This is a genomic window from Streptomyces sp. S465 (assembly GCF_026898115.1).
Classification (GTDB): Bacteria; Actinomycetota; Actinomycetes; order Streptomycetales; family Streptomycetaceae; genus Streptomyces; species Streptomyces luomodiensis.
Genome location: NZ_CP114036.1, coordinates 5,134,890 through 5,148,170, shown reverse-complemented (window position 1 = coordinate 5,148,170; position 13,281 = coordinate 5,134,890). Strand labels below are relative to the sequence as shown.

Genomic DNA, 13,281 nt, shown 5'->3' with positions numbered 1-13,281 from the left:
AGGGGCTCCGCCGTGGCCGATCCGATGAGCGCCATCACCGATGCGTTCACCAGCTTTCTGTTCGGAAAGGTGGAGACGACACGGCTGCCCGTGCGCACCTCCACCGGCCAGGCCCAGGCCGTCTATCTGCCCACCGCGGCCCCCGGCCTCGGCGACTCCGGCGTGGTCATCGGCCGCGAGGTCTACTCCGGCAAGGGCTACATCTACGACCCCTTCCAGCTCTACGGCCAGCAGCTGCCGGCTCCCCACTGGCTGGTGCTGGGCGAGTCCGGAAACGGCAAGTCGGCCCTGGAGAAGACCTATGTCCTGCGCCAGCTGCGGTTCCGCGACCGCCAGGTGGTGGTGCTGGACGCCCAGGGTGAGGACGGGGTCGGCGAATGGAATCTCATCGCCCAGGAGCTGGGGATCACGCCCATCCGGCTCGACCCGATGGCGGCCCTGGACGGCGGTATCCGGCTGAACCCCCTGGACCCGGCGATCACCACGACCGGTCAGCTCGCCCTGCTCCGTACGATCATCGAGGTCGCGATGGGGCACGGGCTCGATGAGCGCTCCGGGTTCGCCCTGAAGGTCGCGCACGCCTACGTCAACGAGACCATCGTCGACCGCCAGCCGGTGCTGACCGACATCGTGGAGCAGCTGCGCCACCCCGAGGCCGAATCGGCGGAGGCGATGAACGTCGACATAGACGACGTACGGGCCTGGGGCCTCGATGTCGCCCTGGTGCTGGACCGGCTGGTCGACGGTGATCTGCGCGGTATGTTCGACGGCCCCACCACGGCCGGGATCGATCTGGACTCACCGCTGATCGTCTTCGACCTCTCCCATATCGATCGCAACTCGATCGCGATGCCGATCCTGATGGCCATCGTGGGGGTCTGGCTCGAGCACACCTGGATCCGTCCCGACCGTAAGAAGCGCATCTTCCTGGTCGAAGAGGCCTGGCACATCATCAACTCGCCCTTCGTCGCCCAGCTCTTCCAGCGGCTGCTGAAGTTCGGGCGCCGGCTCGGCCTGTCCTTCGTCGCCGTCGTCCACCATCTCTCCGACGTGGTGGACGGCGCGGCAGCGCGGGAAGCCGCGGCCATCCTCAAGATGGCCTCCACACGGACGATCTACGCCCAGAAGGCGGACGAGGCACGGGCCACCGGTCGCGTCCTGGGCCTGCCCCGCTGGGCCGTCGAGATCATCCCCACGCTGTCCCCCGGTATCGCCGTATGGGACGTCAACGGCAACGTACAGGTCGTCAAACACCTGATCACCGAGGCCGAGCGGCCTCTCGTCTACACCGACCGGGCGATGACGGAGGACGCGCTGGCCCTGCAGATGGCGGCCGAGGCGGAGGCCGAGGAGCGGGCCGCCGCCGCGGTCGAGGCGGCGGAGGCGGATACCTATGGCGGGCCGTCGTACGGATCCACGGTGGCCTGAGATGGCGGCGGGACAGCATCACGACGGGCCCGCGGAGCACGGAAGGCATCCGTCCGCGGCGGGCGGCATTCCGGACGGCCTGCTGATCGGCTCCTTCGTCCTTCTGCTGGGCCTGCTCGGCCTGGTGTGGTCGGCGACCGGTCTGGCGGGACTCCTCGCCCACGGCGCCTGGCCGGACAACCTCGCCTTCATGCGGACGCCGCAGGCACTGCGTCAGCTGGTGACAGAGCCCCACGACCTGGCCGGGGCATGGCCCAGCACCCCGAAGGACCAGCTGTCGGGGTACGGGCTGTTCTGGGGCATCGTGATCGGCGAGCTGATGGTGCTGATCGTGCTGACGATCTTCGTGGTCGGCACGCTGGCCCGCTACCGGACCGTCCGCGCCCGGCGCCGCGCCGCCCGCGCGCAGGCCGCGGAGGCCAAGCGGCTCGGCCTTACGGACGCGGGGGCCGCCAAGGGCGGCACCGAGACCGCGACCCACAGCGGTACGAGGGCTGAGCCGGCCGCGGGTGTCGAGGCACAGCCCTCGCCCGCCCGTGGCCCGGGAAGCGGCTCGGCGGCCCCAGAGGTCGCTTCCGGCACCGCCGGCCCCTTCGCCGAGTCCACCGACGGCGCCCCGGTCTCCTGGCCCCGGAGCGCCGCGCCGGGCCCGACCCAGGCGGTGTCCGGCAACGGAGCCGTCGCGCCCGTCACGGGTCACCCCGAGACCGAGGCCGTCGCCGCTCGAGCGGCCACCGGGACGGGTCCCGAGCCGCACCCCCGCATCGCCGAGCAGAGAGCTAGCGTGCAGGACGCCCCCGCTGAGGGCGTCCCCACGCCCCCCGTTCAGGACGGCGCGTACGCCCCGCTCCACCCGACGGCGGCACAGCAGCTTCCCACCGCCCGCACCGGCCCGCTGACCGTGGCCGGCCTCCCCGACGGCGAGTCGGTCCGGTCCCGTGTCCTCTTCGGCGCCCAGCGCGGCGAGTCCGCGGTCCACACCGTCCTGGAGGCCGTCGGCCCCGTCCTCGTCGTCACCAGCGATCCCAAGCTCTGGGCCACGACGAAGGACGTCCGCGCCAAGTTCGGTCCCACCCACGTCTTCGACCCGTCCCATCTGCTCGACACCCCGGTCCGGCTGCGCTGGAACCCGGCGGCGGACTGCGGCTCCCGCGAGATCGCGGCCGCCCGCGCCACCGCCCTCCTCGCCCCCGTCCGCCCGGCACACGCGATGGACCGGCCCATGGCGGAGGCCGCGGAGACGATGCTCCGCTGCTGGCTGCACGCCGCCGCCGTGGACGGCCGGCCGTTCCGCCATGTGCACCGCTGGGCCCAGGGCAACTCGGCCCACGAGCCCGTGCGGATCCTCCGTACGCATCCCAAGGCGGCGGGCGGGGCGGCCGGTGAGCTGGAGGCCACGCTCACCGCACACCGCGAACGCCGTGACATGGCCCAGGAGCTGACCGCCCGTGCTCTCGGCGCGCTCTCCTCGATCCACATCCGGGACGCCTGCAATCCGGGACGTGCCGACGCGCTCGCACTGGAGTCATTCGTCGCCGAAGGGGGAACCCTCTATCTGATGGGTGAATCCATCGAGGATCCCCGAACCCAGCCGGGTGCGATGCCCTTCCTGACCGCACTCGCCTCGCACGTGGTCGAGCACGGCCGGCGCATGGCCGAACGGTCATCCTCCGGTCGGCTCGACCCACCACTCACCCTCGTCCTGGACGATGTCGCCGCCGTGGCCCCGCTTCCGGCACTCCCCGACCTCCTGGCCCAGGGCGCGGCCCAGGGCCTGCCCACACTGGCCCTGATGCGCTCCCAGGAGCAGGCACGCGCCCGCTGGCCCCACCGCAGCCTGGTGAGCCACGAGCTGGGGTAGCCACACCAGGACGCCAGCGGCTCTCCGACCCGACAAAGGGCTCTCCGACCCGACAAAAGACCTGAACGCAAAAATGCCTCGGTCCCGAGCACAATATGCTCGGGACCGAGGCTAAAAACTGTTCGGCGGCGTCCTACTCTCCCACAGGGTCCCCCCTGCAGTACCATCGGCGCTGAAAGGCTTAGCTTCCGGGTTCGGAATGTAACCGGGCGTTTCCCTAACGCTATGACCACCGAAACACTATGAAGATAACAACCGGAAACAACACGGTTCATTACTTCAGAACCAACACAGTGGACGCGAGCAACTGAGGACAAGCCCTCGGCCTATTAGTACCAGTCAACTCCACCGGTCACCCGGCTTCCATATCTGGCCTATCAACCCAGTCGTCTACTGGGAGCCTTAACCCCTCAAGGAGGTGGGAGCCCTCATCTCGAAGCAGGCTTCCCGCTTAGATGCTTTCAGCGGTTATCCCTCCCGAACGTAGCCAACCAGCCATGCCCTTGGCAGAACAACTGGCACACCAGAGGTTCGTCCGTCCCGGTCCTCTCGTACTAGGGACAGCCCTTCTCAAGACTCCTACGCGCACAGCGGATAGGGACCGAACTGTCTCACGACGTTCTAAACCCAGCTCGCGTACCGCTTTAATGGGCGAACAGCCCAACCCTTGGGACCGACTCCAGCCCCAGGATGCGACGAGCCGACATCGAGGTGCCAAACCATCCCGTCGATATGGACTCTTGGGGAAGATCAGCCTGTTATCCCCGGGGTACCTTTTATCCGTTGAGCGACGGCGCTTCCACAAGCCACCGCCGGATCACTAGTCCCGACTTTCGTCCCTGCTCGACCCGTCGGTCTCACAGTCAAGCTCCCTTGTGCACTTACACTCAACACCTGATTGCCAACCAGGCTGAGGGAACCTTTGGGCGCCTCCGTTACCCTTTAGGAGGCAACCGCCCCAGTTAAACTACCCACCAGACACTGTCCCTGATCCGGATCACGGACCCAGGTTAGACATCCAGCACGACCAGAGTGGTATTTCAACAACGACTCCACCACAACTGGCGTTGCGGCTTCACAGTCTCCCACCTATCCTACACAAGCCGAACCGAACACCAATATCAAGCTGTAGTAAAGGTCCCGGGGTCTTTCCGTCCTGCTGCGCGAAACGAGCATCTTTACTCGTAGTGCAATTTCACCGGGCCTATGGTTGAGACAGTCGAGAAGTCGTTACGCCATTCGTGCAGGTCGGAACTTACCCGACAAGGAATTTCGCTACCTTAGGATGGTTATAGTTACCACCGCCGTTTACTGGCGCTTAAGTTCTCAGCTTCGCGGAGTCGAAACCCCACTAACCGGTCCCCTTAACGTTCCAGCACCGGGCAGGCGTCAGTCCGTATACATCGCCTTACGGCTTCGCACGGACCTGTGTTTTTAGTAAACAGTCGCTTCTCGCTGGTCTCTGCGGCCACCACCAGCTCCGAGTGCAAAACCCATCACCAGCAATGGCCCCCCTTCTCCCGAAGTTACGGGGGCATTTTGCCGAGTTCCTTAACCATAGTTCACCCGAACGCCTCGGTATTCTCTACCTGACCACCTGAGTCGGTTTAGGGTACGGGCCGCCATGAAACTCGCTAGAGGCTTTTCTCGACAGCATAGGATCATCCACTTCACCACAATCGGCTCGGCATCAGGTCTCACCCACAATGAGAGACGGATTTACCTACCCCTCGGGCTACACCCTTACCCCGGGACAACCACCGCCCGGGCTGGACTACCTTCCTGCGTCACCCCATCACTCACCTACTACAGGTCTGGACCGTCGGCTCCACCACTCCCCTTCACCCGAAGGATCCAGGGCGGCTTCACGGACTTAGCATCGCCTGGTTCAGCGTTGGCGCTTCAAAGCGGGTACCGGAATATCAACCGGTTGTCCATCGACTACGCCTGTCGGCCTCGCCTTAGGTCCCGACTTACCCTGGGCAGATCAGCTTGACCCAGGAACCCTTAGTCAATCGGCGCACACGTTTCCCACGTGTGAATCGCTACTCATGCCTGCATTCTCACTCGTGAACCATCCACAACTCGCTTACACGGCTGCTTCACCCGGCACACGACGCTCCCCTACCCATCACAGCCCCCGTTAGGGGTACATACTGCAATGACACGACTTCGGCGGTACGCTTGAGCCCCGCTACATTGTCGGCGCGGAATCACTTGACCAGTGAGCTATTACGCACTCTTTCAAGGATGGCTGCTTCTAAGCCAACCTCCTGGTTGTCTCTGCGACTCCACATCCTTTCCCACTTAGCGTACGCTTAGGGGCCTTAGTCGATGCTCTGGGCTGTTTCCCTCTCGACCATGGAGCTTATCCCCCACAGTCTCACTGCCGCGCTCTCACTTACCGGCATTCGGAGTTTGGCTAAGGTCAGTAACCCGGTAGGGCCCATCGCCTATCCAGTGCTCTACCTCCGGCAAGAAACACACGACGCTGCACCTAAATGCATTTCGGGGAGAACCAGCTATCACGGAGTTTGATTGGCCTTTCACCCCTAACCACAGGTCATCCCCCAGGTTTTCAACCCTGGTGGGTTCGGTCCTCCACGAAGTCTTACCTCCGCTTCAACCTGCCCATGGCTAGATCACTCCGCTTCGGGTCTTGAGCGTGCTACTCAAACGCCCTCTTCGGACTCGCTTTCGCTACGGCTCCCCCACACGGGTTAACCTCGCAACACACCGCAAACTCGCAGGCTCATTCTTCAAAAGGCACGCAGTCACGACCGTGCTCCGAAGAACACGGCGACGCTCCCACGGCTTGTAGGCACACGGTTTCAGGTACTATTTCACTCCGCTCCCGCGGTACTTTTCACCATTCCCTCACGGTACTATCCGCTATCGGTCACCAGGGAATATTTAGGCTTAGCGGGTGGTCCCGCCAGATTCACACGGGATTTCTCGGGCCCCGTGCTACTTGGGAAACAAGCAAGCAAGTTGCTGACATTTCAGCTACGGGGGTCTTACCCTCTACGCCGGGCCTTTCGCATGCCCTTCGCCTATATCAACAATTTCTGACTCACCCAGCCGCCGGCAGACGACCGAAGCTCGCTCCCACAACCCCGCATGCGCAACCCCTGCCGGGTATCACACACATACGGTTTAGCCTCATCCAGTTTCGCTCGCCACTACTCCCGGAATCACGGTTGTTTTCTCTTCCTGCGGGTACTGAGATGTTTCACTTCCCCGCGTTCCCTCCACATACCCTATGTGTTCAGGTATGGGTGACAGCCCATGACGACTGCCGGGTTTCCCCATTCGGACACCCCCGGATCACAGCTCGGTTGACAGCTCCCCGGGGCCTATCGCGGCCTCCCACGTCCTTCATCGGTTCCTGGTGCCAAGGCATCCACCGTGCGCCCTTAAAAACTTGGCCACAGATGCTCGCGTCCACTGTGCAGTTCTCAAGCAACGACCAGTCGCCCACCACCAACATGGACTCCGGCCAACCGAGGGTTCATTCCCTCAGACACCCAACAGCGTGCCCGACCCGACCGCACCCGATCATCCCGTTCCACGCCCCCGAAGAGGCAGTACTGAAGACACCAGGCCAACGGCCGTGCCGAATAGTCAACGTTCCACCCATGAGCAACCGTGCGAGACATTCGCTCGCAGTCGGCTATGTGCTCCTTAGAAAGGAGGTGATCCAGCCGCACCTTCCGGTACGGCTACCTTGTTACGACTTCGTCCCAATCGCCAGTCCCACCTTCGACGGCTCCCCCCACAAGGGTTGGGCCACCGGCTTCGGGTGTTACCGACTTTCGTGACGTGACGGGCGGTGTGTACAAGGCCCGGGAACGTATTCACCGCAGCAATGCTGATCTGCGATTACTAGCGACTCCGACTTCATGGGGTCGAGTTGCAGACCCCAATCCGAACTGAGACCGGCTTTTTGAGATTCGCTCCACCTCACGGCTTCGCAGCTCATTGTACCGGCCATTGTAGCACGTGTGCAGCCCAAGACATAAGGGGCATGATGACTTGACGTCGTCCCCACCTTCCTCCGAGTTGACCCCGGCAGTCTCCTGTGAGTCCCCATCACCCCGAAAGGCATGCTGGCAACACAGAACAAGGGTTGCGCTCGTTGCGGGACTTAACCCAACATCTCACGACACGAGCTGACGACAGCCATGCACCACCTGTACACCGACCACAAGGGGGCACCCATCTCTGAGTGTTTCCGATGTATGTCAAGCCTTGGTAAGGTTCTTCGCGTTGCGTCGAATTAAGCCACATGCTCCGCCGCTTGTGCGGGCCCCCGTCAATTCCTTTGAGTTTTAGCCTTGCGGCCGTACTCCCCAGGCGGGGAACTTAATGCGTTAGCTGCGGCACGGACAACGTGGAATGTCGCCCACACCTAGTTCCCAACGTTTACGGCGTGGACTACCAGGGTATCTAATCCTGTTCGCTCCCCACGCTTTCGCTCCTCAGCGTCAGTATCGGCCCAGAGATCCGCCTTCGCCACCGGTGTTCCTCCTGATATCTGCGCATTTCACCGCTACACCAGGAATTCCGATCTCCCCTACCGAACTCTAGCCTGCCCGTATCGAATGCAGACCCGGAGTTAAGCCCCGGGCTTTCACATCCGACGCGACAAGCCGCCTACGAGCTCTTTACGCCCAATAATTCCGGACAACGCTTGCGCCCTACGTATTACCGCGGCTGCTGGCACGTAGTTAGCCGGCGCTTCTTCTGCAGGTACCGTCACTTGCGCTTCTTCCCTGCTGAAAGAGGTTTACAACCCGAAGGCCGTCATCCCTCACGCGGCGTCGCTGCATCAGGCTTGCGCCCATTGTGCAATATTCCCCACTGCTGCCTCCCGTAGGAGTCTGGGCCGTGTCTCAGTCCCAGTGTGGCCGGTCGCCCTCTCAGGCCGGCTACCCGTCGTCGCCTTGGTAGGCCATCACCCCACCAACAAGCTGATAGGCCGCGGGCTCATCCTGCACCGCCGGAGCTTTCCACCACCAGACCATGCGGTCAGCGGTCATATCCGGTATTAGACCCCGTTTCCAGGGCTTGTCCCAGAGTGCAGGGCAGATTGCCCACGTGTTACTCACCCGTTCGCCACTAATCCCCGGCCGAAACCGGTTCATCGTTCGACTTGCATGTGTTAAGCACGCCGCCAGCGTTCGTCCTGAGCCAGGATCAAACTCTCCGTGAATGCTTCCGGGATATCCCGGCAAACACTGCACGAGAGCGGAACAGAACCGGAGGAATAATCCAGTCCCGTTCACAGCGTCCTCGCTGTGTTTTTCAAAGGAACCTCGTCCGAGAAGGACGGGGTTATCAACATATCTGGCGTTGACTTTTGGCACACTGTTGAGTTCTCAAGGAACGGACGCTTCCTTCGAAACCCTTTCACCGGTTTCTCCGGGCGCTTCCCTTCGGTGTTTCCAACCTTACCAGATCCGATTTCCGGTCCGTTTCCGATCCGAATTCCGTTTCCGGCCCCCTGTTGGAGCGGGGTGTTTCGCGCCTTCCGGCGTGTCCACTACTTTAGCGGATTCCCCCGGATGCTCATAATCGAGCTTCCCGATCCGAATTTCGGCATGCCGAAATCCATCCCGATGAGGGGCCGTGCAGAAGTGGTTTGCCGCCGGTGCGGCTCGAGTGCTGACGGATAACCGTTACGGCTCCGTGGCAGCTCGGAGTACGTTACGGATCGCCCGGACCCGTGTCAACCTCGCTACGCCACATGGCTCAGCCGAGGTTACTCAGCCGCCCCTCGGCGTCGGGCTGGGCCTCCTCCACCCTGCGCAGCACACGGGTGAGCATCTCGCCGAGGGCTCCGCGCTCCTCGCTGGAGAGATCCTGGAGAAGGTCCGCCTCGAAGATCGCGGCCTGGCGCATCGCCTCCAGCCACTTCTCCCGGCCGTCGTGGGTCAGCTCGACGATGACGCGGACCCGGTTGTCCGCGTCACGCTCACGGGTGACCAGGCCCTCGTTGACCATGCGGTCGATGCGGTGGGTCATGGCGGCGGGGGTGAGGCCCAGCCGCTTGGCCAGGTCTCCGGGGCCCAGTTGGTAGGGAGCCCCGGACAGGACGAGCGCCTTGAGGACTTCCCATTCGGAGTTGCTGATACCCAGCGTGGCCGACTGGCGGCTGTACGCGACGTTCATTCGCCGAGTGAGCCGGCTGAGTGCGCTCACGACCTGCTCCACCTGGGGGTCGAGGTCCTGGAACTCGCGCTGGTACGCCGCGATCTGCTCCTCGATGCTCAGCAGGTCGTCAGGGTCGGGGGTCTCCGCCATGTGAACAGCATGACACGAAAGTCATTGGCGCTGAAGTCCTTCTCTCTGTACTCTTAAGCATCGAAGTTTACCTTCGAAGTCTTCAGACATGCATCCTCCGGGTCGACCCGCAGGTCAGGCCCGTTTCTCTTGCCCCTCCTCGACCTAGGTAGGTGAGTGTGACCACCGCGATGGGCGCAGCGCTGCGCCGTATCCAGCTGGGCAACGCGCTGAGCGCGTTCGGCAACGGCTTCACGGTCCCGTTCCTCTTCGTCTATGTGGCGCGGGTGCGGGACCTCGGCGCGAACACCGCGGGCGTGGTGCTCGCGACGTTCGCCGTGGCCGCGCTCGCCGTGCTGCCCTTCATCGGTCGGCTGATCGACCGGCGAGGGCCGCAGTCCGTTGCCGTCGCGGGTGCGGTCGCCGCCGCTGTCGGATCGATGGGGCTGGGCCTGGCGGCGAGCGAGCCGCTGGTCATCGCCGCGGCCGGAGTGCTGGGCGCGGGTATGGCGGCCATCCAGCCCGCGCTGGCCACGCTGATCGTCTGGTGCTCGACTCCGCTCACCCGGTCGCGGGCCTTCGCCACCCAGTTCTTCCTCGGCAACCTGGGCCTCGGGGTCGGCGGGCTGCTCGGCGGGCTGCTCGTGGACGCCTCCGCCGCCGCGAGCTTTGTGCGGCTCTTCGCGATCGACGCGGTGATGTTCCTGGCGCTCGGCGCGGCGGTCGCGACCGTAAGGCTGGAGCGGACACCGGTGTTCGACGGCCCGGTGCCGACCGTCGGTGAGCGCCTCGGCGACACCGGCCGCTGGCGCTCCCTGCTCGGCGACCGCGCCATGGTGCAGCTGTGCGTGCTGGGCTTCGTGATGTTCTTCGCCTGCTACGGACAGTTCGAGTCCGGGCTGTCGGCGTTCGCGGTGGACGTCGCCCGGATATCGCCGTCGATGCTGGGCGTCGCCCTGGCCGCGAACACGGCGGCGATCGTGCTGGCGCAGTTCGTCGTGCTCAAGCTGGTCGAGCGGCGGCGGCGCAGCCGGGTGATCGCGCTGGTCGGGCTGGTCTGGACGGTGGCGTGGTGCGCCGCCGGGGCCGCCGGCCTGGTGCCCGGGGGCCAGGCCGTCGGCATCACCGCGATCATCTCGGCGTACGCGCTCTTCGGACTGGGCGAGGCGATGCTGTCGCCCACGGTCGCGCCGCTGGTCGCCGACCTGGCGCCGCCGACGGCACTCGGTCAGTACAACTCGGCGTTTTCGCTGGTGAAGCAGCTGGCCCTGGCCGTGGGCCCGGCGGTCGGCGGGCTGCTGGCGGGAGCCGGGCTGTACGGGACGTACATCGCGACGCTCATCGTCTGCTCGCTCGGCATCACCGCGCTCGCGCTGAGGCTCGGCAAGCGGCTCACGGCCCAGCAGGACAATCCGCTGCGGGCGACGGTCGCCGGTCCCTCGGTGCCCGCGCCGCGGGCGGCCTCGTCGGACGAGGTGACCACCGCGGCCTGAACCGGCCGGCCACTCCGCCCTCGCCCTGGCGCGGCGATGGAGCCGCTCGGCTCCGCCGTGCCGGGGCGTTGTGCCGGTTGGGGCCCGTCCCGCTCAGGTCCGCCGTCCCCGTACCGCTCGGGCCCGTCACCGACGTTCGCGGACCACGGCCGGTGCCGCGTCAGCGGCCTCTTCGGAGCACGCGCCTAGTCCGCCGGCAGGGCGAACTCGCACCAGACCGCCTTGCCGCCGCCCGGTGTGCGGCGTGAGCCCCAGGACGAGGCGATGGTCGCGACGATCGAGATGCCGCGTCCGGCCTCGTCCACCGGTTCGGCCCGGCGGCGGCGCGGCAGATGGTCATCACCGTCCGTCACCTCGATGATCAGGCGGCGGTCGGTGCGCCGCAGCCGCAGCCGCATGGGCGGAGTGCCGTGCTGGAGGGAGTTGGCGACGAGCTCGCTGGCGGCGAGCACGCCCAGATCGCGCAGCTCCATGGGGAAGCGCCAGCTGGCGAGCACCCCGGAGGCGAAGGCTCGGGCGCGCGGTGCGGCTTCCACCCCGCCGAGGAGCTCCAGCGCGGCGTTGTGGAAGAGCTCCGCGTCGTGCCCCGTACGGGCGGGGTGCTGGAGGACCAGCACCGCCACATCGTCGTCGTGCTCCGCGGTGATGCCCAGGGCCCTGATGAGGCGGTCGCACATCACCTGGGGCGAGCCGGTCGCGCCCGCGAAGACGCGCTCGAGCGCGGCCACACCGTCGTAGATGTCCTTGTCGCGCCGCTCCACCAGACCGTCGGTGTAGAGGACCGCGCTGGCCCCGGGGCCGAGCGGGACCGAGCCGGAGGTGTGCAGCCAGCCGCCGGTGCCGAGCGGAGGTCCGGTGGGCTCGGAGGCGCGGCGGACGGTGCCGTCCGGGTCGCGGACCAGGATCGGCAGATGGCCCGCGGAGGCGTAGACCAGGCGGTTCTCGTTGGGGTCGTGGACGGCGTAGACGCAGGTGGCGATCTGGTGGGGGTCGATCTCGGCGGCCAGGCCGTCGAGGAGCTGTAGGACCTCGTGCGGCGGGAGGTCGAGCCGGGCGTAGGCGCGGACGGCGGTGCGCAGCTGGCCCATGACGGCGGCGGCCCTCACACCGCGGCCCATGACGTCGCCGATGACGAGGGCGGTGCGGCCGGCGCCCAGGGTGATGACGTCGTACCAGTCGCCGCCCACCGCCGCGTCCGTGCCGCCGGGCTGATAGGTGGCGGCGACCCGCAGATCGTCGGGCTGCTCCAGTTCCTGGGGGAGGAGGCTGCGCTGGAGGGTGACGGCGGCCTCACGCTGGAGGCGCTCGCTGGCGCGCAGCCGCTCGGCGGATTCGACCTGGTCGGTGACGTCGGCGCCGAAGACGAGCACGCCGCGGACCGGCTCGGTGGCCGTGGCGGGGCCGGGGGCGGGCTCGGTGGCGACGGGCTCAGTGGTGACCGCCTCCGGCGTGACGGCCTTACGGAGGGCGGCTTCCGGGATCGGTCCGTCCACCGGCGCCCCGTCCACCGGCGCCCCGTCCACGGCGGCCTCGCCCGCCCGCTCGTCGGCCGGCGCCCCGGGGGCGGCGGCCGTCGGCACGGCCATCTCGATCGGGGAGCAGGTGAAGGTGTAGTAGCCGTGGCGCGACCGGCCGGAGCCCGGGGCCGCGCCCTCCTGCCGCGGGCCGGGCGTGGTCGCCGGGCGGCCCGCGGGCACGCGCCGGGACTTGACCGTACGGGGCTTGCCGCTGCGCAGCACCTGGTCCATGAGCGGCAGCAGCCCCAGCTCCCTCAGCTCGGGCAGGGCCTGGCGGGCGGAGGTGCCGAGGGCCCGGGAGCCGAAGAGCTCGGCATAGGCGTCGTTGAGGTAGGCGATGCGGTGCTCGGGTCCGTAGACCACCGCGACCAGTGCCGGCACCTGGCCGAGGAGGTCATGGACGGACAGCCCGTCGAGCGTGGGGACGGCGGCGGGCGCGGCGTCGGAAGGGGCGGCCGCGGGAGGCTCGCCGCGCCCCGAGGCGTCGGCGCGCTCGCCCCTGGCCGCCGGGACGGAGCCGCCGCCCGCCGCGGCCGCGGGCTGCGGCCGCCGCGCACCGCGGTCGGCTCGGGCGGCGATGCGTCGCTGGGTTCGGGGGAGCCGGGCGCTCCAGCGCGTGAAATTCACTGCGGGTTACCTCGTGGGGTGGTGGCTGAGCAGCGCGCCGGCGCGGGATCGGGGAGCTGGGTGCGGGTAC

At 66.4% G+C, this 13,281-nt stretch carries 5 protein-coding genes and 3 rRNA genes; 3 read left to right on the top strand and 5 right to left on the bottom strand.

Going from position 1 to position 13,281, the window contains the following annotated elements:
* Window positions 1-24 precede the first annotated feature (24 nt).
* Together N6H00_RS21735 and N6H00_RS21730 are read left to right on the top strand one after the other, a co-directional pair.
* The gene (locus N6H00_RS21735; protein WP_432280753.1) at window positions 25-1,428 is read left to right on the top strand and encodes an ATP-binding protein; all 1,404 of its coding nucleotides are present in this window, start codon (window positions 25-27) and stop codon (window positions 1,426-1,428) included.
* A 1-nt stretch (window position 1,429) separates the two neighbouring features.
* Window positions 1,430-3,289 carry a hypothetical protein gene (locus N6H00_RS21730; protein WP_268973476.1) on the top strand — a complete coding sequence of 620 codons (1,860 nt, stop codon included), beginning with the start codon at window positions 1,430-1,432 and terminating at the stop codon, window positions 3,287-3,289.
* Between the two features lie 120 nt (window positions 3,290-3,409).
* Here the strand turns inward: N6H00_RS21730 and rrf are convergent.
* The 4 genes from rrf to N6H00_RS21710 form a co-directional block, all read right to left on the bottom strand.
* Window positions 3,410-3,526, bottom strand: a 5S ribosomal RNA gene (gene rrf / locus N6H00_RS21725).
* Between the two features lie 72 nt (window positions 3,527-3,598).
* A 23S ribosomal RNA gene (locus N6H00_RS21720) occupies window positions 3,599-6,719 on the bottom strand.
* 258 nt (window positions 6,720-6,977) lie between these two features.
* Window positions 6,978-8,504 (bottom strand): 16S ribosomal RNA (locus N6H00_RS21715).
* Together the 16S, 23S and 5S rRNA genes form the textbook arrangement of a ribosomal RNA operon.
* Before the next feature lie 539 nt (window positions 8,505-9,043).
* Complete coding sequence (locus N6H00_RS21710) at window positions 9,044-9,595, bottom strand: MarR family winged helix-turn-helix transcriptional regulator (protein ID WP_268973474.1); 552 nt, start codon at window positions 9,593-9,595, stop codon at window positions 9,044-9,046.
* Window positions 9,596-9,753: 158 nt separating this feature from the next.
* Here N6H00_RS21710 and N6H00_RS21705 point away from each other — a divergent pair, with 158 nt between their 5' ends.
* Window positions 9,754-11,067 (top strand): MFS transporter, encoded by a 1,314-nt coding sequence (locus tag N6H00_RS21705; protein WP_268977065.1) that lies wholly within the window; start codon window positions 9,754-9,756, stop codon window positions 11,065-11,067.
* A gap of 185 nt (window positions 11,068-11,252) precedes the next feature.
* Here the strand turns inward: N6H00_RS21705 and N6H00_RS21700 are convergent, their stop codons facing one another.
* Window positions 11,253-13,211, bottom strand: coding sequence for an ATP-binding SpoIIE family protein phosphatase (locus tag N6H00_RS21700; protein WP_268973473.1), 1,959 nt, complete (start codon window positions 13,209-13,211; stop codon window positions 11,253-11,255).
* Between the last annotated feature and the right edge of the window lie 70 nt (window positions 13,212-13,281).